Origin of the sequence: Kutzneria buriramensis, from assembly GCF_003387475.1 — a bacterium.
Lineage (GTDB): Bacteria > Actinomycetota > Actinomycetes > Mycobacteriales > Pseudonocardiaceae > Kutzneria > Kutzneria buriramensis.
Window position 1 is genome coordinate 48,933 of the sequence record NZ_QUNO01000029.1, and the last position, 22,345, is coordinate 71,277.

The 22,345-nt window shown below is 71.2% G+C and carries 18 protein-coding genes; 7 read left to right on the plus strand and 11 right to left on the minus strand.

Features of this window, described 5'->3' with window-relative positions:
- Positions 1 to 44: 44 nt before the first annotated feature.
- The 3 genes from BCF44_RS50035 to BCF44_RS50045 form a co-directional block, all read right to left on the minus strand.
- Positions 45 to 692: a class I SAM-dependent methyltransferase gene (locus BCF44_RS50035; RefSeq protein WP_116181692.1), complete on the minus strand. Its 648-nt coding sequence runs from the start codon at positions 690 to 692 to the stop codon at positions 45 to 47.
- An 81-nt stretch (positions 693 to 773) separates the two neighbouring features.
- Positions 774 to 2,303 carry an HD domain-containing phosphohydrolase gene (locus tag BCF44_RS58870; protein ID WP_281283255.1) on the minus strand — a complete coding sequence of 510 codons (1,530 nt, stop codon included), beginning with the start codon at positions 2,301 to 2,303 and terminating at the stop codon, positions 774 to 776.
- Entirely contained in the window at positions 2,300 to 5,419 is a 3,120-nt protein-coding gene (locus tag BCF44_RS50045; protein WP_116181654.1) for an ATP-binding protein, read from the minus strand. Before BCF44_RS50045 ends, BCF44_RS58870 begins: the two co-directional genes overlap by 4 nt.
- 97 nt (positions 5,420 to 5,516) lie before the next feature.
- Between BCF44_RS50045 and BCF44_RS50050 the strand changes: the two genes are divergently transcribed.
- A complete protein-coding gene (locus BCF44_RS50050; protein WP_116181655.1) occupies positions 5,517 to 6,572 on the plus strand; it encodes a class I SAM-dependent methyltransferase in 1,056 nt (351 codons plus the stop codon).
- Between the two features lie 26 nt (positions 6,573 to 6,598).
- Here BCF44_RS50050 and BCF44_RS50055 read toward each other — a convergent pair whose 3' ends face one another.
- Positions 6,599 to 7,252: an HAD family hydrolase gene (locus BCF44_RS50055; RefSeq protein WP_147328985.1), complete on the minus strand. Its 654-nt coding sequence runs from the start codon at positions 7,250 to 7,252 to the stop codon at positions 6,599 to 6,601.
- A 317-nt stretch (positions 7,253 to 7,569) separates the two neighbouring features.
- Between BCF44_RS50055 and BCF44_RS50060 the strand changes: the two genes are divergently transcribed.
- Both BCF44_RS50060 and BCF44_RS50065 read left to right on the plus strand, forming a co-directional pair.
- Positions 7,570 to 8,238 (plus strand): dihydrofolate reductase family protein, encoded by a 669-nt coding sequence (locus BCF44_RS50060; RefSeq protein WP_116181657.1) that lies wholly within the window; start codon positions 7,570 to 7,572, stop codon positions 8,236 to 8,238.
- Positions 8,235 to 9,683, plus strand: coding sequence for an MFS transporter (locus BCF44_RS50065; protein WP_116181658.1), 1,449 nt, complete (start codon positions 8,235 to 8,237; stop codon positions 9,681 to 9,683). Before BCF44_RS50060 ends, BCF44_RS50065 begins: the two co-directional genes overlap by 4 nt.
- Here the strand turns inward: BCF44_RS50065 and BCF44_RS50070 are convergent.
- The 3 genes from BCF44_RS50070 to BCF44_RS50080 all read right to left on the minus strand — a co-directional run bounded on the left by BCF44_RS50070 (position 9,657) and on the right by BCF44_RS50080 (position 13,154).
- The gene (locus tag BCF44_RS50070; protein WP_116181659.1) at positions 9,657 to 11,015 is read right to left on the minus strand and encodes an NAD-binding protein; all 1,359 of its coding nucleotides are present in this window, start codon (positions 11,013 to 11,015) and stop codon (positions 9,657 to 9,659) included. The genes BCF44_RS50065 and BCF44_RS50070 overlap by 27 nt on opposite strands.
- Positions 11,016 to 11,076: 61 nt before the next feature.
- Positions 11,077 to 12,297: an MFS transporter gene (locus tag BCF44_RS50075; protein WP_211353613.1), complete on the minus strand. Its 1,221-nt coding sequence runs from the start codon at positions 12,295 to 12,297 to the stop codon at positions 11,077 to 11,079.
- 35 nt (positions 12,298 to 12,332) lie between these two features.
- Positions 12,333 to 13,154, minus strand: a complete 822-nt coding sequence (locus BCF44_RS50080) for a helix-turn-helix domain-containing protein (protein ID WP_116181661.1) — start codon at positions 13,152 to 13,154, stop codon at positions 12,333 to 12,335.
- An 82-nt stretch (positions 13,155 to 13,236) separates the two neighbouring features.
- Here BCF44_RS50080 and BCF44_RS50085 point away from each other — a divergent pair, with 82 nt between their 5' ends.
- Entirely contained in the window at positions 13,237 to 14,433 is a 1,197-nt protein-coding gene (locus tag BCF44_RS50085) for a Gfo/Idh/MocA family protein (protein WP_116181662.1), read from the plus strand.
- A 447-nt stretch (positions 14,434 to 14,880) separates the two neighbouring features.
- Complete coding sequence (locus tag BCF44_RS50090) at positions 14,881 to 15,672, plus strand: COG4705 family protein (protein WP_246016270.1); 792 nt, start codon at positions 14,881 to 14,883, stop codon at positions 15,670 to 15,672.
- Here the strand turns inward: BCF44_RS50090 and BCF44_RS50095 are convergent.
- The 4 genes from BCF44_RS50095 to BCF44_RS50110 form a co-directional block, all read right to left on the minus strand.
- Positions 15,647 to 16,249 (minus strand): phosphatase PAP2 family protein, encoded by a 603-nt coding sequence (locus tag BCF44_RS50095; protein WP_170218182.1) that lies wholly within the window; start codon positions 16,247 to 16,249, stop codon positions 15,647 to 15,649. The two genes, BCF44_RS50090 and BCF44_RS50095, sit on opposite strands and share 26 nt — an antisense overlap.
- A gap of 54 nt (positions 16,250 to 16,303) precedes the next feature.
- Positions 16,304 to 17,689 (minus strand): amidohydrolase family protein, encoded by a 1,386-nt coding sequence (locus BCF44_RS50100; protein ID WP_116181664.1) that lies wholly within the window; start codon positions 17,687 to 17,689, stop codon positions 16,304 to 16,306.
- Positions 17,686 to 18,942, minus strand: a complete 1,257-nt coding sequence (locus tag BCF44_RS50105) for an MFS transporter (protein ID WP_116181665.1) — start codon at positions 18,940 to 18,942, stop codon at positions 17,686 to 17,688. Before BCF44_RS50105 ends, BCF44_RS50100 begins: the two co-directional genes overlap by 4 nt.
- Positions 18,943 to 19,136: 194 nt before the next feature.
- Positions 19,137 to 20,018 carry an ABC transporter substrate-binding protein gene (locus BCF44_RS50110; RefSeq protein ID WP_116181666.1) on the minus strand — a complete coding sequence of 294 codons (882 nt, stop codon included), beginning with the start codon at positions 20,016 to 20,018 and terminating at the stop codon, positions 19,137 to 19,139.
- Positions 20,019 to 20,147: 129 nt separating this feature from the next.
- Between BCF44_RS50110 and BCF44_RS50115 the strand changes: the two genes are divergently transcribed.
- A complete protein-coding gene (locus tag BCF44_RS50115; protein ID WP_116181695.1) occupies positions 20,148 to 21,089 on the plus strand; it encodes an NAD(P)-dependent oxidoreductase in 942 nt (313 codons plus the stop codon).
- Positions 21,082 to 22,323: a M24 family metallopeptidase gene (locus tag BCF44_RS50120; protein ID WP_116181667.1), complete on the plus strand. Its 1,242-nt coding sequence runs from the start codon at positions 21,082 to 21,084 to the stop codon at positions 22,321 to 22,323. The genes BCF44_RS50115 and BCF44_RS50120 overlap by 8 nt, the downstream gene beginning before the upstream one ends.
- The last annotated feature ends 22 nt before the right edge of the window (positions 22,324 to 22,345 follow it).

Consider the following 22,345-nt stretch of genomic DNA (forward strand, 5'->3'; position numbering starts at 1 on the left):
ACCCGTACCCGTCTGGTGGGTCCACAGCTGACGAGTTCCCGCGGTCACTGCCGGTCGCCAGCCGGCGTGACGGCGGGGCAGGTGGCCGTGCCGACCACGACGGGGCGCACCATCGGCGGCGCCTTGGGCATCGTGTGGTGGCCGAGTTCCCCGACTGTGAAGCCGGCGTCCCGGATCGACGTCACGGTCGGGCGGTTGCACTCGCAGCCCACGACCAACCGGTTCAGCCAGTTCAGGCGGTCCTGCGTCCGGGCCAGCCCGGGCTCCGCGGACCGGACGTGTTCCATGAACAGCAGCCGGCCGTCGGAGCGCAGCACGCGCCGGATCTCGCGCAGCGCCCGCTGCTGGTCGGTGACCCCGCACAGCACCAGCGAGGAGACGACGGTGTCGAAGGTGTTGTCCTCGAACGGCAAATCCTCGGCTGGGGCCTGCAACACGGTCACCGGACGGTCGGCCGTCTCGGCGCGGCGCTTGAGGCGGCGCAGCATCGACACGTCCGGCTCGGTGACGGTCACGGACCGCACGTTCGGAGTGTAGGCGGCGAGGCTCGCGCCGGTCCCGCCGCCGATCTCCAGCACGTCGCCGCTCGCGTCGGCGAGCAGCCTGTCACGCAGCCCGGTCAGCAGCAGCTGCTCGGCGTCGGCCATGAGCCGGTCGTAGCCGGCGGCGAACAACACACTACGGATTCCCATGTCTGCCTCGCTTTCCTCGATCTCCAGGAAGTCGAAGCTAGGCGGATTCGCCGCCGTGGACATGAGGCAGTTGCCCCATAGCTAGTCGTCGAGCAGACCGTTGCGCATCGCGAAGAGGCTGGCGGTGGCCCGGTTGGTTGCGTCGATCTTCGCGTAGATGTGCTCGACGTGGTTGCGGGCGGTCTTGGGCGAGATGGCCAGCCGCGTCGCGATCTGACGGGTCGGCAGCCCCCGGGCGAGCAGCCGCAGCACGTCGATCTCGCGCCGGGTCAGCCGCGCCGGCCCGGTCACGGTGCGCGGCACCCGATGCCCGGCGGACTCCAACACGGCATCCACCGCACCCACGTCCAGCCGGCCGCTCGTGGCCTCTGCCCGCAGGAATGCCGCCGCCTCGGCCGGCCGCAGCGCCGGCCGGTGCGGCCGCTCCTCGATCTTGGTCCGGTACGCCTGCGCCGCCGCGATGATCCGGCCGGGCAGCGAGATCGCCGCGCCGGGCAGTTGCCGCGGATACCCCGAGCCGTCGAGCCGTTCGTGGCACTGCGCCGCGACCGCGCCGATCGGGGCGAGCACCGCCGACTGCCGCAGCATCCGCTCCGTAAGGTGCGGATACAGCTGCACGCGCTCCAGCTCACCCAGCCCGAGGGGCCCGGGCTTGTCCCAGATCGAATTCGACACGCCCAGCCGCCCCCACCCGTGCACCAGCGCCGCCCGGCGCAGCAGGCTCACGTCCGCCACCGGCAGGGCCAGCCGCTGCGCGGCTCCCACGGCCAGCTCGGCGACGGCCCGGGCGTGGCCGAGCATGTACGGCGACTTCAGGTCGACGAAGTCCGCGATCGCCAGCAGCGCCCGGTCGAACTCCGCTTGGCTCATCCGCATGCCCAGCGCCGGTTCGGCGTCGATGACCGCGTCCCATGTCCGCAGCCCGTCCAGGCCGTCGAAGACGTCCTCGCCGACCAGGTCCGCCAGCGTCGGGTCGAACTGGCGGCCCGCCCGTGCCCGCGCCAGCCGCACCGCGCCGGCCACGCCGCCGACCCGGTGCGCGACCTCCGTGAACTCGGCCAGTTGCGTCAGCCGGGCGGCGATCGGCACGTCACGGCCGCTGAGCCGGCCCGGCCAGCCCTTGCCGTCCCACTGCTCGTACGAGGCCCCGACCGCCTCCTGCACCACGTCCGGCAACCCCAGCTGCTCGGCGAGCATGCGGGCCAGGCGGGCGTGGCTGTTGATCATTTCGCCGAAGTCGCGACGACCGGAGACGGCGAACTCCAGCCCGAGCCGGAAGCGGTGCAGCATGGACTGGCCGGCGCCGAACAGCCGCAGCGTCGCCTGCGCGTTCGACAGGCTGCCCAGCTCGTGCTCGTACTTGCCGCTCTTGAAGGCGATGTCGTCGCTGAACCACTTCGCCTGCTCGTGCGCGTCCGAATGACAGCCCACGTTGACCAGCAGCGCCGTGTAGTAGACGGACAGCCGGTCCTCGTCGGGCAGCCCCACCCGGTCGGCCAGCCGCAGCGCGATCAGGCACTCCCGCAGCACGTGCTCCATCGGCTGGCCGAACCCGAGGTCGACGCCCAGCGACAGGGCCGCGACCACCTCGGCCAGCCGCAGGTCGCTCACGGCGCGCACTCGTAGCGGCAGTGGGTGCCGGTGCGTACGGCGGCGTCGAGGGTGGCGCCGAGTTCGGGCGCCTGGTCCGCGATGCGGCGGATCGCCGTGCGGATGGCCCGGGTGACGTTGACCCGGGCACGCTCGGCGTCCGACCCCAGCCGGCGCGGGCGACCGCCGAGCCCCACCGCCGCCGCCAGCTCGCGGACCAGGAAATCCCGCTCGACCTCGAGGCCGGCCTTGCGTTCCGGATCGTGCCAGGACGCCGCCTCGTCGATCTCCTCGTCCAGGTCGCGCAGCCGGCGGCGATAGGCGGCCCGCGCGGTGGCGTCGAGCACGACGTCCGAGGTGCTGCCGGCGTGCACGTCCAGATCGGGCACGGTGCCACCCGGTCCGGCGAGCAGGCCCACCAGCTGCTCCGCGGCGATGTCCTGGCCGGGATTGCGGATCAGCTCCGCCAGGTGCGCGAGTCCACGGCTGCGCGGCAGCCGCACCACGACCGTTCCCTGCCGCACGGTCCAGACGTCGCCCTCACGCGCCATGGTGATCGCGTCGGCTTCGGTCCGACCGGTCAGCAGCGCGGGAAGACGGTGCACGCGGGCCAGCCGCTCGCCCTCGTCGGCCATCGACCGAGCTTGCTGGCCTCGATTGCCCAGGAATGTGGCGTACTCCAGGCAGGACAGGGCGAGCCAGGCCGGGACGTCGGCCTCGCGATGCGCGGTCACGGCGGCCTGGAAGTGCTGCCGCGCGGCCTCGTCGTCGCCGGTGAGCGCGGCCAGCTGTGCCAGGCTGAGCTCGACGGAACCCAGGCAGCTGACGGCGCCGGCCGGGACGGCGAACCGTCCGGCGAACGGCGTGAGCGCCGGGTAGAGCACGGCCGCGGCGTCCCGGTCGCCGAGCGCCGCTGCGCCCGAGGCCAGCAGGGAGAGCGTCCACACGTAGACCATGTCGTGCCGCAGGTCGGGCAGCTCGGCGATCATCCGGGCGAAGCGCGTGCGGGCGTCGTCGTGCTCGCCCCGGTCGATCAGGATGAGCACCAGGGCCGCCTCGTGCGCGGCACGCAGCCGCGAGTGCTCAACCAGTTCGACCAGCATTCGTTCCATGTGCGCGGCGTCGTCCTCGTCCAGGCCGCCGAAGCGCCACACGGAGAACAGCTGGCCCCAGTACACCGCGTCGGCGTCCGGCAGCCCGCAACGTCGGCCGAGCTCCCACGCCTCCCGGGCGAGGTCACGGGCGTCGGACAGCCGGCCACGCAGCGCCCGCAGCGTCGACCGTCGGGACAGCGCGAGGTGCAGGACCGTCGGCCGGCGCAGGTCGGCGGCGATCCGGTCCAGTTCGACGAGCACGGCGCCGGCCTGGTCGAGGTCGCCGCATTCGAGGGCGAACACCAGCCGCCACATCTCGCCGTCGAGCGTCAGGGCCGAGTCGTCGGCGTTCCGGCCCAAATCGCCGATCCGGGCCGCGGCGGCCAGCGCCTCGTGCGGTTCGTGCTCGCCCCAGGCGACGTAGAGCTGGGCGGACAGGGCGACCGCCAGGGTCGACGGATCGCCGCAGGCCTCGGCCACCGACACCGCCGCCAGGGCGTGGTCGGCGGCGGCCTTGCGGTCGGCGAGCGTCGAGGCGACCGCGAGCCGCGCCAGCACCCGGCCCCTGGTCGGCGTCGCGGCGCCGGCCCAGGCGCGGTCCGCCCGGTGGAGCAGGTCGATGGCCGTCTCGTCGACTGCGTTGAAGTCGAGGTGTTCGGCGCGCAGCAACGCGGCGGCCCCGTACCGCTCCGGATCGTCCAGGCGCGCAGCCAGTTCCGCGGCGAGGTCGGCTTCGTGGCCGGCCTCGGCCAGCCGCCCGGACCGCTGCAACGCCGAAACCAGTGCGAGCAGGAGGTCGACCCGTTCCTCCGCGGTGTCCTCGGTGGACCGTCCCAATGCGACGATCGCCTGCCGGTAGTGCGCGACCGCGTCCTCGTACGCCAGCGCCGCGACGGCCCCGTCGCCGGCCGCGGTGGCGTAGCGCACGGCCTCCGTGGCTCCGCCGACCGGCCAGCCCGCAAGGAAATGGCGGGCCAACGTCGGCGCGGCCACGTGCGGATCGGCGGCGAGCGCGCGCCCGACGGCCAGGTGCAGCGCCGCCCGGTGGGTGGTTCGTTGGCCGTCGTACAGGACGTCGCGGACGAGGGAGTGCGTGAACGTGTACCGGTCCTCCTCGGCCCTGCCGAGCAGATCGGCCCTGACCGCCTCCTCGAAGGTCTGGGCGACGGCGTCGGGAGAGGCTTCCAGCACGTCGGCCACCAACCCGACGCGGATCTCCCCGCCGAGCACGGCCGCGACGTCGAGCGCCGCTGGTACGCCGGCGACCCGCTCCGCGCGCCCGCGGACCGCCTGCCGCAGCCCGGCGGGGATGTCGGAATCGAGCTGACGCAGCACGTGCGTGACGAACAGCGGATTGCCCTGGGTCCGGGTCAGCACCTGGTCGACCAGGTCGGCCGGCGCCCCGGACATCAGGGCCTCGACCTCGGCCCGGGTGAACGGCCGCGGGGCCAGCACGACCGCGAGGGCCGCCAGCCGTTCCACCACTGTGGACAGCTCGGGATCGAGGCGGGCCTCCGCGTCACGGTAGGTGGCGACCAGCAGCAGCCGGGTGTGCCGGCAGTGCCGGGCGACGAACTCCAGCATCAGGGCGCTCGCGCAGCCGGCCGCGTGCAGGTCCTCCAGCACGACGACCACGGGCGCGGTGTCGGCGACCGAGTCCAGGACCAGCGTGACCGCCTCGTACAGCGAGAACCGGTCCGAGGCCTCGCCCGCGCCCGGCCACAGCGGCGACAGCGCCGCGCCGAACCCGTCGATCACCGGAGCCGCACCGACCGCCGCCGCGCGGCGCATGACCTGGACCCACGGCCAGTACGTCGGCGCGCCGCCCTCGTCCCAGCCGGCGCCGACCAGCACCGCCAGGTCTTGGCTGCGGGCCTCGTCGCAGAACGCCTCGACCAGGGTGCTCTTGCCGATGCCGGCCTCGCCACGGACCAGCACCAGCTCGCCGGCCCCGCCGCGGACCCGGTCGAGCGCGGACCGCAGCGTCGCGAGTTCCTCCTCGCGGCCGACCACAACCCTGGGGACAGTCGATCCGTGGTCCATCCGGAGCCGCCGTTCCGGTGTTCATTCGCGATGAACACCGAGTTCATTCTAGGCGCACGCCTTCCCGTCGAGAGTCCACAATCGACGGGAGAAGACGATGGACGAGCAGCAGGCAGCCGAGTTCACCGGACGGGTGCTGACCGACACCGCGGCCGCCGCGACCACCGTGCTGGCCGCGTTCGGCGACCGCCTCGGCCTGTTCAAGGACCTGGCCGCGCACGGCCCGGCCACCAGCGCTCAGCTGGCCGGCCGCACCGGGCTGAGCGAGCGGTACGTCCGCGAATGGCTGGGCGGCATGTACGCCGCCGGCTACGTCACCTACGAGGAGTCCGACCGGCGTTACACCCTGCCGGCCGAGCACGTGCCGACGCTGGCCACCGAACCCGGTCCGGCGTTCTTCGGCGGCTTGCACCAGGAGCTGCTCGGCGCCGTGCAGCGCTACGACGAGGTCCTGGGCGCGTTCCGGGTCGGCGGCGGCGTGCACGCCGAGCACCTGCACCCCGACGTCGCGGCCGGCACCAGCCGGTTCACCGCCCAGTGGCACCGGAACCTGCTCGTGCAGGACTGGCTGCCGCGCGTGCCCGAGACGGAGGCGAAGCTCCGCGCCGGTGGTCACGTCGCGGACGTCGGGTGCGGCGCCGGCCTCGCGGTGATCGCGCTGGCCGGCGAGTACCCCGACGCCACCTTCGTCGGCTACGACGTGTCGGCGGCCGCCATCGAGACGGCCCGGCGCAACGCCAAGCAGGACGGCGTCGAGGACCGGGTCCGCTTCGAGACGTGCGATGCGGCCGCTGGGCTGCCCGAGCAGTTCGACGTGATCACCACGTTCGACGTCGTGCACGACGCCGTCGACCCGCTCGGCCTGCTGCACTCGATCCGCGAGGGCCTGCGGCCGGGCGGCCGCTACCTCTGCCTGGATATCAACTGCTCCGCCGACCCCGCCGAGAACGTCGGCCCGATCGCCGCGCTGCTCTACGGGTTCAGCCTGCTCTACTGCATGACGACCTCGTTGGCCGAGGACGGCGCCGGCCTCGGCACGCTGGGACTGCCCGAGCCCGCGCTGCGCGACTTGGCCACCCGCGCCGGCTTCTCGGCGGTCGGCCGGGTCGCCATGGACAACCCGTTCAACTCCCTGTACGAGCTGACCCGGTGAGGCCGGCGTCCCGGAGGAACCAGATGTCACAGCGGCGTTGGGTGGACCGTGGTGAGTGCGGCGGCGAGGGCGGGCAGTGATGCGACGACCACCGCCCCGAATTTGGCGAGGTGTTTGCGGTTCACGAGCTTGTTGACCACGCCGATGCCATGGGCGCCGGCCTCCTGCGCGGCCCACGTCGCTGCGACGGACAGGCCGACTACGGCGCAGTCGGCCGGTTGCTCGCCCATCTCCAGCATCGTCACGCGGAGCAGATCGCTGATGGTGTGGAAGTTCCACGTGGTGGTGATGGGACCGCGCCCGATTACCGGACCCACCAACGGTCGAAGGCCGGACAGGGTGAGAACTGTTTCCACCGCCTCAGGGCAATGGGCACTCACCAGCGCGACCCTCCTGCCGCTGGACCGGCAAGCGTTGATCACTTGGAGTGCTTCCGGGGCGATCGTCGCGGTCGCTGCGGCTGACAGTTCGGCGGCGCGCAGGATCTGTTCCGCGCCGGCGCCGTCGGCAGGGCCGAGGCCGTGTGCGTAGACCACCATCGACAGGGGATTGTTGTTGAGGTGCCCGAAGACTGACATCTTGTGGCCACGCGCGAGAATCTGGCCGCGGATGGCCTCGGCGACACTCGGTGCCTGGTCGGGGCTGAGCAGCTCGCAGAGCGCGTCGGAGTCGAGCACCACGGCTCGGGTCTGTTCCAGGACCCGGGCCACGTGAGGTCGGACGCGTGCGGTGTTCACTTGCGTTCCCCTGGTTGTGACAGCCGGCGTGACTGTGCTGTGTCGGCAGCATAGGTAGCACAGTCGCCAGGCGGTTGCCGTCCTCGGTGGAGGTTGTGCCTGCGGCTGAAGTTGAGCTCCGCGACGAACGAGCCGAAGACACCGTCGGCATCGGCAGTGCTGTGACCTGTATCACATGTAGCACTGATCCGGTCTCGACGTCGAAAACCGCGTTCCTCATCCGACGTGTCTGTGAAACCGCAGGTAGGGAAGGGGCAGGCATGACGACGTCACGGGACCAGCTGGTCCGGGTGCACAACTTCTGCATCTCGCTGGACGGCTTCGCCACCGGCGAGGGCCAGTCGATGGACGCGCCGTTCGGGCACGCGGGGCACCGGCTGCACGAGTGGTTCTTCGAGACCGCGATGACCCGCGAGCAGCTGGGCCTCGGCACGGGCGGCGGCCGGGGCGTGGACAACGCGATGGCCGAGGCCTGGTCCCCGGGGATCGGCGTCGAGATCATGGGCCGGAACAAGTTCGGGCCGCAGCGCGGGCCGTGGGAGGACGAGTCGTGGCGCGGCTGGTGGGGCGAGAACCCGCCCTTCCACACCCCGGTCTTCGTGCTCACCCACCACGTCCGGCCGTCGGTGGAGATGGAGGGCGGCACGGTGTTCCACTTCCGGGACGCCTCGCCGCAGGACGTGCTCGCCGAGGCCAAGAAGGCCGCCAACGGCCTGGACGTGCGGATCGGCGGCGGCCCGACCGTGGTCCGTGACTTCCTGGCGGCCGATCTGGTCGACCTGCTGCACGTGGTGGTCGTGCCGATCGTGCTCGGCCGCGGCGTCAGGCTGTGGGACGGGCTGGAGGGCCTGGACGAGCGGTTCGACATCGAGACGGTGTCCTCGCCCAGCGGGGTCGTGCACCAGACGTTCACCAGGAAGACGTCATGATCCTCGCGCCCGCTCGGAATCCGCGCGTCGCGCTGGCGCTGCTCGCGCTGCCGTCGCTGCTGATCGCCATCGACATCAGCGTGCTGGCCGTCGCGCTGCCGCGGATGGCGGCGGACCTGAACCCGTCGCCCACGGAACTGTTGTGGATGAACGACATCTACGGCTTCATGGTCGGCGGCACCATGATCACCATGGGCACGGTCGGCGACCGGATCGGCCGCCGCAAGCTGATCATCATCTGCGCGGCGGTGTTCGCGCTGGCCTCGGCGGTCGCGGCGTTCGCCGTCGCGCCGTGGATGATCATCGCGACCCGGGCCGTGATGGGCGTCGCCGGTGCCGCGATCATGCCCGCGTCGATGGCGCTGCTCGGTCGGATCTACCCCGACCCCAAGGCGTCGGTGTCCGCGATGGGCGCGTACATGACCTGCTTCCTGACCGGCATGGCGGTGGCCCCGCTGGTCGGCGGCGTGCTGATCGAGCGGTGGGGCTGGGGCTCGGTGTTCCTGATGGGCGTTCCGGTGATGCTGCTGACCGTGGTCGCGGCGCCCCGCGTGCTGCCGGAGTTCAAGGCGCCCGATCCCGGCCGTCTGGACCTCCGCAGCGCGGCGCTGTGCCTGGCGTCGATCCTGCTCGTCGTCTACGCGCTGAAGTCGCTGGTCAACAGCGGTTTCAACGTGACGGCCGTGGTCGCCGCGGGCGTCGGTGTCGTGCTCGGGGTGATCTTCGTGCGGCGGCAGAACGGGCTCGACCAGCCGCTGGTCGACCTCGGCCTGCTCCGCCGGCCGGGCGTGGCCCGGACGATGTGGGTGCTGCTGCTGACCGCGCTGGTGATGAGCGGGACGTCCCTGTTCGTGTCGTTCTACCTGCAATCGGTGCTGGGTCTGGCCCCGCTGACCTCGGCGTTGTGGCTGCTGCCGCAGATGCTGAGCATGATCGCCGCGTCCAACCTCGGTCCGTGGCTCGGCCGGCGGCTGCCGCCGGCCCGGATCGTCGCGGTGTGCATGGGCGTCATGGCGGCGGGCTTCGCCCTGTTCGCGCTGGTCCCGGCCGCTCCCGCGGGTCTCGCCCCGCTCGTCGGCGGCACCGTGCTCACCACCGGCGGCATCGGCGCGGCGTTCCCGTTCCTGATGAACGACGTCATCGGACACGCGCCGCCCGAGCGGGCCGGCTCCGCCGCGTCGTTCGCCCAGACCGCGAACGAGATCGGCATCGCGCTGGGCCTGGTCGTGCTGGGTGCCGTCGGAACCGTGGTCTACCGGCACGAAGTCGGCGCCTCCACCGGTTCATGGGTCGACGGCTTCAAGCAGGCCACCGACCTCGGCCAGGTCCGCGACGCCTTCGTCACCGGGTTCCACGTGGCGAGCCTGACCGCCTTCGCGGTGATGCTCGTGGTCCTGCTGCTGACCGTCCCGGCGGTCCTAGGACGCCCGCGAGGCGCGGTCTAACCAGTGCACCGAGCCTGCGTCGCCTGGGAGGTGCGGGCAGTGCTCGGCATCCGGCGGCGCCCAGGCCTGGAAACCCTGCCCCGGCAGGTCCACCAGGTCATGGGCGTCGTCGGCGGCGACGGAGCGGGGCTGCCGGCCCAGCAGCCAGGTGGTGACGAAGGTGGCGGACAGCCGGGTGACGTCGCAGGTGCGGCCGAGCGGCAGCAGGGAGCGGGTCTCCGCGATCGCCTCGTTGTCGCCGGCCCGCAGCACCACCCGTACGGACGGGGCGACGGCGTGCGCGGTCACCGCCACGGCGATGTTCTCGGTGTCACGGGAGGCGACCGCGGCCAGGGCGATCGCCCTCGGCAGCTGGAGGCGTTCGAGCACGGCCCGGTCGTCGGCGTGGGCCAGCACCACCGGGATCCGCAGCGCCCGGGCCAGCCGCAGGTTCGGGGCGTTCGGGTTCCGTTCGACGCCGACCACCGGAATCCCCAGCGCCCGCAACTCCTGGCACAGCCGCAGGCCGACCTGCCCCAGCCCGACCACGATCACGTGACCACGGCGCGGCACGGTGCGAAAGCCGACCATGTTGGTCAGGCGCGGGCCGAGCACCCGGTCCACCAGGCCGGCGGTCAGCAGCGCGGTGAACCCGATCGTCGCCAGCATCGCCAGCCCGGCCAGCACCTGGTAGCTGGCGTCCGGCGGGTCGGCGATGGCCGGCCCGACGCCGGCGATCACCCTGGTGGCGTTGAACACCGCCGACGCCGCGTCCTCGCCGTCGACCGCGGTCTGCCACGTCCAGTCGGCGGTCAACACCACCGACAGCCCGATCAGGCCGACGAACAGCATCCGGGTCGCCCGGTCCTGCGGCCGCAACTGGCCGGCGATCACGCCCCAGGCCGATTCCCAGCGCCGGCCGCGTTCCCATGGCTGCCAGGTCGCCCCGGACTCGTGCCGTCGGAGCACCACCGCGCCGGAGTCGTTGTGGTGCACGGCCAACGCGTCCGGTTCGAGGCACAGCCCGGCCAGCGTGCCGGCCGCGAGATCGCCGGGCGAGGCCACGGTCGACGCCGGCAGCAGCGCGGTCAGCTCCTGGGCGATGGCCCGGTCGAACACCGAGGCCAGCAACCTCACCGACGGCCTGATGTGCGCCACCGCCATGGCATAGCGCAGGACCACCAGGTCGTCGTGCGAGAGGACGGCGACGCCGTCGACCTGGCCGACCAGCGCCGCCCGCAGCGTCCGGTCGTCGGGTTTGTGCAGGTGGATGACGTCGTGTTCGTGCTCCCGGAGGCCGGCGCACACGCGGCGCGCCGATCCGGTCGACCCGATCACGACGAACGTTCCCATGGCGGTGATCCCTCCAGGCCAGCAACCTAACCGCTGCCGGCCTGGCGAAACGCGCGATCACTCAGGCCGGCGCCTCGACCCTGGGGCGCAGACCGACGGCCGCCAGCGGCGCGAGCGCGATGGTCAACACCGCGCTGACGACGAGCCCGCCCAGCGTGCCGACGCCCTGCACGAGCGGCCCCGCCAGCGCGAGGCCGACCGGTGCGGCCAGCGCGGAGCCAGCGCCCCACAACGTGATCACCGGCTGCTGCTCCTCCGGCTTCAGGACCGCCTGCACGACCGTGTAGACGACCGGCGTGAACGGCGCGTAGATCACGCCGCCGAGGAAGAACACCCCCACCGCGTACGGCACCGACGGCGCGATGATCAGCAACAGCACCACCGCCGCCCAGCCGGCGATGATCGACACCAGCACCTTCTGCTCGGCGAACCGCCGCAGCGCGGTGGTCAGCACCGCGCCGATCAGCGCCCCGACGCCGAAACCCGTCCAGATCAGGCCCAGCGACACGCCGTCGCCGTGCAGTGGCCCGCGCACCAGCAGCGGCAGCACGACCTCCACCGGCATGTAGAACAGGTTGAAACCGAAGACCACCACGAGCAGCCGCGCCGTGACCGGGACCTGCCGCAGGATCCGCAGGCCCGATGCGGGAATGGTCTCGCCCTCGACCGAGCCGTCGCTCGACGGGATGACGAACACCGCCGCGGCCAGCAGCACGACGAGGCTGGCGCCGGCCCCGAGCAGCGCGATTCCCGGATTCCTCACGGCGGTCAGGATTCCGCCGACCAGCGGGCCGACCGTGTACAGGGCGAGGCTGGTGCTGGTGCCGAGCAGTCCGTTGGCGGCCAGGCGGCCTTCCGGCGGCACCATCGCGGTCAGCGCGAGGCGGCGGGCGCTCATGCCGGCCATCCGGAACACCGAGCCGACCAGCAGCGCCCCGATCAGCACGGGCAGCGTGATCGCGTCGGCCATCGCGAGCAGCCCGAGCGTGACGAGAACACCGCCGCGCAGCAGGCAATCCAGGATGATCAGCGCCCGGGGCGGGATCCGCAGCCTGGTCAGCCCCATCGCAAACGCCAGCGCCGTGGCCAGCACGTACGGCGACGCCTCGACCGCGGAGATCGCCAGCGGCGCCGGCACCGCGCCGTGGATCCGCAACGTCAGCAGCGGCAGCGCGATGATGACCGCCCCGTCGCCCACATTGGACACGGCGTCGCCCGCCAGCAGCGCGCCGACCCTTCCGTCGCGCAGCGCCCGCCGGTACGACCAGCTCTCGTTCCCCATGGCGATCATTCTGGAACCTCGAGAGCGCTGGAGGTCTACCGCTTCCGGAAACGGTGTTCGCGGCGGAAGGTCGCCGGCGGCACACCGCATCCCGCGCTGAAGGCCGTGTAGAACCGGCTGACCGAGCCGAAGCCGGACTCCGCCGCCACGGAGGCGGTCGGCAGGTCGGTGGTGATCAGCAGGCGGCGGGCCTCGGCCAGCCGGCGCTGGGTCAGGTAGTCCACGACGGTGGTGCCCATGACGCGTCGGAACTGGGTCATGGCGTAGTTGGGGTGCAGGCCTGCGGCGTCGGCGATGTCCGACACGGCAAGGGAATCGCGGAAGTGCTCGGCGATGTGCCGGACCATGGCGATGACCTGGCGCAGGGTCGGGTCCGAGCCGGAGTACTGGCGCACCGGCTCGCCGACGGTGGCCAGCGCGAGCCGGCGCACCCGCGCCTCGACCTCCAGCATCGCGATGTGCTGGCGTTCGGGCTGGTCGCTGTCGAGATCGGCGGCCCACTGCGCGAAGTTGGCGGCGTCGGTGGCCAGTGCGGTCGGGGCGATGAGCGGGATGCCGGCCAGCAGGCGGCTGACCAGCGAGTCGGGCAGGCCCCAGGCCAGGAACCGTTCGAACGGGACGAACACCCAGTGCGCCTCGGTGACCGAGTTGGCCACCAGCTGGTGCGGCACCGCCGCCCAGAACGCGGCGACGCTGCCCGGCCCGACCTCGACCGGCTCGCCGCCGAACAGGTAGAGCATCGACCCGCCCTCGGCGACCAGGTTGATCTCCAGGTCGTCGTGCTGGTGGGCGGCGCCCATCACCGCCGGGCGGCCCGACCAGCCGGCGCGCAGCGTCGTGCGGACCTGAGGATCCAAGAAGTTCCCGCTCCCATTCGTGAAGACCTCGCGGATCGTAGGCACCTAGCGTCGACGGTGTCCACCACGTCAGGAGGCATCCATGTTCTCGCTGGGCATCGTCGGCGCCGGCCAGTTCGCCGGGCGGTTCGCCGAACTGTGGCGGCTGCACCCCGGCGTCGGCGACATCGTCGTCACCGACCTGCTGCCGGAGCGCGCCGCGCGGCTGGTCGCGGAGTGCGACCTGGCCGGCCCCGTGCCGTCCTTCGAGGCGATGCTCGATTCGGACGTCGACGCGGTGGCGATCTTCACCCAGCGCTGGACGCACGGGCCGCTCGCGGTCGAGGCGCTGCGGGCCGGCAAGCACGTCTACTCGTCGGTGCCGATGGCGGTGACGGAGGCGGAGATCGCCGCGATCGTCGAGACCGTCGCGGCGACCGGCCTGACCTACATGATGGGGGAGACCAGCTACTACCACCCGGCCACCGTGTACGCGCGTGACCAGTTGGCGAAGGGCGCTTTCGGTCGCCTCTTCTACGCCGAGGGCGACTACGTGCACGACATGGATCAGGGCTTCTACGACGCGTACCGGTACAGCGGCGGCGAGAACTGGAAGTCCACGGCCAGCTTCCCGCCTTTGTTGTATCCCACGCACTCCATCGGCGGTGTGCTCGGCGCGTGGCCGACGCGTGCCGTCAGCGTGTCGGCGATCGGCGTGGTCGACGACCGCGGCGACGGTGTTTTCGACAAGGCGGTGAGCCAGTTCGGCAACGACTTCTCCAACTGCTCGGCGCTGTTCGAGGTCGCCGGCGGGGGATCGTTCCGTACCAACGAGTTCCGGCGCGTCGGCTACCCCGGGAAGGTTCGCGAGTCGCGGTTCCGGTTCTTCGGCACGGACGGCAGCTTCGAGCAGTTGGCGACGGTGAGCCTGTGGCAGGACCGCGATGGCGTCTCGGACATCACCGACCTGTTGAGATCGGAGTCCACCATGGACGTCGGCGATCCCGTGCTGGCCACCGTCTCCCCGGCCCTGCGGGAGGCCTTCGTGTCGGGATCCGCGCCCGTGCACGACCGGTCGCGGCTGCCTTCGGTGTTCACCGGCGCCGCCAACGGGCACGAGGGCAGCCATCACTTCCTGGCCGACGACTTCGTGCTCGCGGTGACCGCCGGATCGCTGCCGCCGGTGCATGCCTGGGCCGCGGCCCGGTACACGCTGCCGGGCATCGTGGCGCACCAGTCCGCGCTGAGCGACGGAATCCGGCTGGCCATCCCGGACTACGGCGATGCCCCTCAGTTGTAATTCACTATCACTTCAGTGACAAGTGAAATTGAATCGCCTGACAGACAACCGCCCGAAAACGACCAAGGTGGTGCGCCCACCTCCCGGCGGCCGCACCATCTCGCTGTCAGGCGTTCTGGTTGAGCTGGGTGGCCTTCGCCGCCTTGGCCACCTGGGACGCCGCCAGGGCGGCTGTTCCGCCTGAGAACATGTCGGTGGAACCTTCCGGCAGGGAGGTCAACTGGTGTGACCGATGCGACAGATCCTCAGGCGTGTGGTCGGTGCCGTTTTAGGGCGGAAAGTAGGCTTCGCACCATCCGAACGGCGGGTTGCGAATGTCCGGTTTGTGGTGAATGTGGACCGCCTGCCCCTTGCGTGTTTGGGCGCCGTGTGGCGGCGCTGAGAGGTTCCTGTCGATGTACTACAGCCCTGTAGAAGTCGACTGCCGGTGTGTGGCACCCTCTCCGCGTGACAAGTCTGCTTTCGCGGCACGGCGCCCTGCGAGTTCCCGAGATCACCGCCTACTTCTGGATCGCCAAGGGCTTGTCCACGGCGCTGGGGGAGTCCGCATCGGACTACCTGGTGAGCGCGCTGTCGCCGATTCCCGCGGTGCTGCTGGGATTCGTCGGCTTCGTCGTGTCGCTGGTCGTGCAGTTCGCCATGCGCCGGTACCGGGCGTGGGCGTACTGGTTCGCCGTGGCGATGGTCGGCGTGTTCGGCACGATGGCCGCGGACGTCCTCCATGTCGGATTCGGCGTCCCGTACACGCTTTCCGCGCTGCTGTACGGGATTGTCCTGTTCGCCGTGTACCTGCTGTGGTACCGGGTCGAGCGCACGTTGTCCGTGCACACCATCGACTCGGCACGCCGGGAGCTCTTCTACTGGGCCGCCGTGGTTGCCACCTTCGCGCTGGGCACCGCCGCCGGCGACCTCACCGCCGTGACCTTCGACCTGGGCTACCTCGGGTCGGTCGTGCTGTTCGCCGTGGTGATCGCCGTGCCCGCCGTCGGCCATCGCTGGCTGCGCTGGAACCCGATCTTCAGCTTCTGGTTCGCGTACGTGGTCACGCGGCCGCTCGGTGCCTCCGTGGCGGACTGGTTGGGCAAGCCTGTTGACGTCGGCGGGCTGGGATTGGGTGGCGGCGCGGTGAGCGTCGTGCTGACGGTTCTGATTGCTGCTGTTGTCGGCTACCTGGCTGTGAGCCGGGTGGACGTTCAGCGCGGTGAGCCTGCGCCTACCGTCGAGCCCGCACGCCGCTGAACGCCTTCACGGTCGCCGCGACGAGGGCGACCGCGATCAGCCAACCGCCGACGACGTCACTGACGAAGTGCACTCCGAGGTACAGGCGCGTGAATCCGGTCACGAGTGGGATTGCCATGGCCGCGGCCACGAAGGCTTGGCGGGTTGTCCGGGTGGCTGTCGGCCAGGCGAGGATCAGCAGCACCGCGCAGGCCATCGCCGAGGTGAGGGCGTGGCCTGAGGGGTAGGAGCCTCCGGCGGCCGTCGAGAGCGGGTCAGTCCAGTGTGGACGTACGCGTCCAAGCGACGCTTTGAGGGCGGTTTCGACTACGCTGCAGACTGTCGCGGTTGTGACGACCCAAGCCGCCTGCCACGGCCGGCGTCGCCACCACAGCCATGCCGCGGTGGCCGCCAGGATGGCCCGGAACGTCCACGGCTGGCAGATGTCCGTCCAGGTCTGCATCGCCGTGGTGATGGCCGGGTGGTTGACGGCGTAGCCGTGCAGCCCGTCGGCGACAGCGTGGTCGACGACGAGCAGCGGGCCGAACGGCACCGCCACCGCCACGGTGAGCAGGGCGGCAGCCAGGAGCAACGTCACCGGGAGCTTCATCTTGGTGACCATTGTCCCGTACGGGGCGGGAATGCGCCGGTCTTACAGGGGCCTATCTGTACTGACGAGCTGGGGCAGGCCGGCGCGGCGGGCCAGGGCGCGGCCGCGTTCGCCGGCCTCGCGCATCAACTCGGCGACGTGCAGGTCGGTGGCGCGGGTGAAGCGGCCGTCCTCCAACAGGAGCTCGCCGTCGACCATGACGTGACGGGCGTCGGTGCCGCGGGCGGCGTGCACGAATGTCGACAGTGGACGGTGCACGGTCGGCCCGGCGTGCAGGGTGGTCAGGTCGAACACGGCGATGTCGGCGGCCTTGCCGACCTCCAGCGTGCCGATGCGGTCGGCGACGCCGACGGCGCGGGCGCCGTCCTCGGTGCCCATGGTGATCAGCTTGTCGAGGTCGATGGACGACGGCGTGTGGTGCAGCTGGTTCTGGAGCAGCCGGGTCCACTTCAGCTGCTCGACCATGTCGTTGGTGAGGTCGACCATCGGCCCGTCGGTGCCGATGCTGACCCGGATCCCGTTGTCCAGCATGCGTTTCACGGGCGTGATGCCGCCGCCCCGCGCGGACTCGGAGCTGGGGGTGTGGGCGACGGTGGCGTCGGCGGCGGCGATGAGGTCGAGGTCGTTGTCCCGCGGATTGATGGTGTGCGCGAGGATCCAGCGGTGGTCGAGGACCCCGAGCCGGTGCAGGAACTGCGGATCGGTGCGACCGGTCTCCAGCACGAACCTCAGGTAGCCGTTCTCCCGCGACATCGTGCCGCCGGCGATGTGCGAGGTGACGAACGTGTCCTTCTCGACGGCCAGCGCGTGCCCGCCGAGCACCATCTCCTCCGAGCAGGTGCCCATCGCTACCCAGTGCGCGGTCGCCTCCAGCACGAAGCCGACGCGGATGCGGCCGCCGGCGGCGCCGTCCCAGGTCTCGAACGCCTCGCGGGCGCCGTCGTAGTGCTTGGCGTGGTCGGCGGGACGGATGACCTTGGCGAAGAACTGCCGGACGCCGATGTCGGCGACCGGCCCGAGGATGGCCTTGTCCTGCTCGGGCGTGGTCTCGGTGACGAGGTGGTTGACGGAGCTGGTGGTGCCGCCGCGCAGCATGTCCAGCGCGGCCAGCTCGCTGGCGACGCGCAGGTCTTCGGTGTCCAGCTGGGCCTTGAGCGGGAACAGGCAGTCGGTGATCCACTGCTCCAGCAGCATGTCGCCGCCGAGGCCCTTGCCGTAGAGGTACCAGTCGTGCTGATGGGTGTTGACCAGCCCGGGCACGACGATGCCGCCGGTGGTGTCGACGATCTTGTCGACGGGCTCGGCGGCCAGCGTGCCGGCCGGACCGAGAGCGGCGATGTCGGTTCCGTCGACGAGGACGTCACCGCCATCGCGCAGCTCGGGACGCCCCTTGGCGACCACACTTCCACCCGTGAGCAAGGTCCTCATGCCGATTCCCTCCGATTGTGCGGCGCGCCGAGGATCCGGCGTGAGTCCAGGAACCACAGTGGCACCACCATCACAGCAGGCAGCACGGTGAGCTGCCACAGCGCGGCTCCGTGCCAGCCGATCGCGGCGACCAGCTGGGCGAAGATCAGGCCGGAGACGGCGGCGGCCGCGTAGTAGGTCGCGACGAACAGGCCCGCCGCGCGGCCGGACTGGGCCGGCCGCACCGACCGGTTCATGGTGCTGTTGACGTTGGTGAACATCGAGCCGGCCAGGAATCCGGCCAGCACGAACGAGAAGACGTAGTGCCACGCCGGGGTGTCGGGGCCGTTGAACAGGATGTACGCCGACACCGCCACGCCCGCGTAGGTGACGAGCAGCAGCTTGCGGGGGTCGATCCGGTCGCCGAGCCAGCCGGTGGGCAGCGAGAGTGCCGCGCCCGCGCCGACAAGGCTGGTGGCGACGGCGGTCTGACCGGCGGTGAAGTGCAGCACGGTGCGGAGATAGGTCGGGTAAAGCCCGAGGAATCCGTAGAACGCCAGGCCGCCGCCGATTGCCGCGAGGGCGAGGAGCATGGTGTTGCGGTTGTACGGGCCGGCCGGCATCGGCGACAGATCGGCCGGCGTGGCGGTGCCCATGGCGGCGGAGGACTCAGTCAGTCCCTTGTGGACGGTAGCGAGGATCAGCAGTGCCACCAACACGCCGAGCGCGCCGAACAGGTAGAACGGGGCCCGCCAGGTGGCGAGGGCCTGGGCCAGGCCGGTGCCGATGATCGGTCCGATCAGGACGCCGACGCCGAACGCGACGCCCAGCACGCCGAAGGCCAGCGACCGGCGCTGGTGGAAGTACGCGCCGAACGCCGCGTACAGGGCGGCGGCCTGCATTCCTTCGCCGAGACCGGACAGGAGTCGGTACACGGCCAGGTCGGCGAAGCCGGACGCGAGCGGGGTGAGGATCGTGCCGAGCGAGTAGATCAGGATGCTGACGACCAGAACTGTCTTGCGTGGCAACCGGTCCACCAGGTGTCCGGCCGGCAGCCCGGCCACGGCGACGCCGAGCGTGAAGCCGGTGGCGAGCAGACCGCCCTGGGACAGCGAGAAGTGGTAGGTGCCGCTGATCTCCGGCAGCAGCGGGTAGAACACCTGCCGGTCCATGGCGTTGATCAGGAACGACACCGCCATCAGGATCAGGCCCCGGGTGGCGACCGTGCGGGGGAGTGGCCTGCGTAAGGCCGCCGTGTCAGGAGTGCTGCTCATGATGGCCTCCTCGGGCGACGTCCGAATGCGGACGATTGCATACGCTAAATCGCTGGTAGACGTCGGGTCAATGCCCACTTTCGAGTGGCTGGATGCCTACATTGTGCAATCGATCGCACGCCGGAGAGCGGCCGGCTGTCGGATACCGGTCGCAGGGAGTCGGCTGGGCGGCGAGAGGTGCCGCCGTGAAGCGATCAGCGGCGTAGCGGGGTGTGCAGTAGGCCGCTGGCGACGGCGTCGGCGATGGTCAAAGTCGTGGCGCTGCGGGCGTGGCGGTTGCGGAGGTCGACGATGGTGCGCAGGTCGTCGACCGTGAGGGTGCTGTCGGTGACCAGGCCTTGGGTCGGATCGGTGAGGATCGCGAGGTGGCGGGCGGCGGTGGCCTCGGTGAGGCCGAGGCGGCGCTCGATCGCTGCGGTGGCGATGGCGGGGTGCGAGCGGATCGCACGGGCGGTGGTGGTCACGACGTCGAGCAGGGTCGACAGGTCATCGCCGTTGTGGGCCAAGGAGTCGGCGGTCGCGGCGAGGACGGTGCCGACGTAGGGGCCGATTTCGGTCACGGAGGCGCCGCGAACGGCGCCGTGATCCTCGGCGAGGAGGTCGTTGCCGGCGTTCAGGACGGTGCAATCGATTGCACCGTCAATTAGGGCGCGGGCGCGGCGGGGAGTCGAGCCGACGGTCGTGACCTGGTAGTCGACGTCGCGCGAGAGACCGGCGCGGGCCAGCAGTTCGTAGCCGATGAAGGCGAAACCGGAGCCGGGGACGTCGACGCCGAACGTGCCGAGGCGGCGGGCGGGGCCGGTGAACAGGCTCAGGCCCAGGCCGCGGTCGATGGCGCCGAGGATTCGGACGTCGTCGGTGCGGCCCAGGGGGTTGTCGGGGACGAGGCGGTAGGCCAGCACGTTGTCGGGGTTGGTGAACACGGCGTCGAGGCGGCCCTCGAACAGGTCGGTGAACTGCTGGGACGACGACTGCGCGGGCGACTCCACGACGGTGAGGCCGGCGTCGACCAGGGCGCCGGTGGCGACCTCCAGCAGGACGGAGGGGCTGAACGTGCCGAGGCGGATGGTGCGCATCTGGCCTCCTCTGGCCGGAAGTCTAGTGATGTGCATCGTTCGCAGCGTCTTTTCCGCTGACGAGGCTTGACGGGACGGTACGCCTCGGAGGACTGTGAGTGCAATCGATTGCAACTGGAGGTGTCCACGATGGCCAGTCCGGGTGAGAGCGGGATCGGCTGGATCGGCGCCGGTCGCATGGGCGCGGAACTGGTCCGCCGGCTGTGCGCGGCCGGCTACGACGTCGCGGTCTACAACCGAACCCGCGGCAAGGCCGAGGCGCTGGTCGAGCACGGTGCGCACGTCGTCGACCAGCCGGTGGACCTGGCCGGCCGGGACATCGTGTTCACCATGGTGGCGGCGTCGGCCGACCTCGAGGAAGTGACCTCGGGCGAGGGCGGCCTGTTCACGCACCCCGACGCCGCGCCCAAGGTGCTGATCGACTCCTCCACGGTGTCCGAGGAGGCCTCGGCGGCGGTGCGGGTGGCCGCCCGCAAGCGCGGATCCGAGTTGCTGGCCGCGCCGGTCAGCGGCAACCCGAAGGTCGTCGCCTCGGGCAAGCTGACGCTGGCGGTGTCGGGGCCGCGACCGGTGTTCGACGAGGTCGAGCCGGTGCTGCGGGCACTCGGCCGTGGGGTCACGTACGTCGGCGAGGACGAGGTCGCGCGGCTGGTCAAGATCGCGCACAACGTGTTCCTCGGCGTGGTGATCCAGTCGCTGGCGGAGATCACCGTGCTGGCCGAGAAGGGCGGCGTCAGCCGGGCCGCCTTCCTCGACTTCGTCAACGACTCCGTGATGGGCTCGACGTTCAGCCGCTACAAGTCACCGGCGCTGGTGAACCTGGACTTCACGCCCACCTTCACGATGCCGTTGCTGCGCAAGGACTTCGACCTCGGCCTGGCCGCCGCGCGCACTCTCGAGGCGCCGATGCCGCTGGCCTCGGCGACGGCGCAACTGGTCGCCGAGGCGATCGGCGCAGGGCACACCGACGAGGACTTCGCGACACTGCTGTTGGAGCAGGCCCGCCGCTCGGGGATCACCCTCGAGGCCGAGAACGCGGCCGTGGACGACGGGTTGACGCCCGATGAGTGAGCGGCCGATCCCCGCGCCCGGCCACGGCGCGGTCGACTTCGAGCAGCGCGTCGACTTCGACCGGCTGCGCGGGCACCGCCTGGCCCGCGCGAAGGAGGCCCTGCAGGGCAGCGAATGCGGCGCGTTCCTGCTGTTCGACTTCTACAACATCCGCTACACCACGCAGACGTGGATCGGCGGCGCACTCGGCGACAAGATGACCCGGTACGCGCTGCTCACCCGGGACGGCGAGCCGATGTTGTGGGACTTCGGCTCGGCGGCGCGGCACCACCAGCTGTACTCGCCCTGGCTGGCGCCGGAGAACTGCCGCGCCGGCATGCTCGGGCTGCGCGGCGCGATCGCCCCGGAGGCGGGGCTGATGCGCGACGCCGTCACCCGGATCAAGGACCTCCTCACCCAGGCGGGCGTCGCCCACGCGCCGGTCGGCGTGGACATCGTGGAGCCGCCGTTCCTGTTCGAGATGCAGCGGCAGGGGCTGAAGGTCGTCGACGCCCAGCAGTTGATGCTGGACGCCCGCGAGATCAAGTCGGTGGACGAGATCACCCTGCTGTCCCAGGCGGCCGCCATGGTCGACGGCGTCTACCAGGACATCGTGGAGGCCCTCAAGCCGGGCATCCGCGAGAACGAGATCGTCGCGCTGGCCAACAAGCGGCTCTACGAAATGGGTTCCGACCAGGTCGAGGCGATCAACGCGGTGTCCGGCGAGCGCTGCAACCCGCACCCGCACAACTTCTCCGACCGCATCATCCGCCCCGGCGACCAGGCGTTCTTCGACATCATCCAGTCGTACAACGGATATCGCACCTGCTACTACCGGACGTTCGGCGTCGGCAGCGCCACCGCGTCGCAGCGCGACGCCTACACCAGGGCGCGGCAGTGGATGGACGCCGCGATCGAGGCCGTGCGGCCCGGTGTCGGCACCGACGACATCGCCCGGGTGTGGCCGGCGGCAACGGAATTCGGCTTCGCCGACGAGATGGCGGCGTTCGGCCTCCAGTTCGGCCACGGGCTGGGGCTCGGCCTGCACGAGCGGCCGATCATCTCCCGGCTCAACAGCATCGGCCATCCGGTGGAGATCAAGGCCGGCATGGTGTTCGCGCTGGAGACCTACTGCCCGGCCTCGGACGGCTTCTCCGCCGCCCGCATCGAGGAAGAGGTCATGGTGACCGAGCAGGGCGCTGCGGTGCTGACCAGGTTCCCGGCGCAGGAACTGTTCGTTGCCAATTCCTACTGATGGGCGCAACGCCTACTGAGGA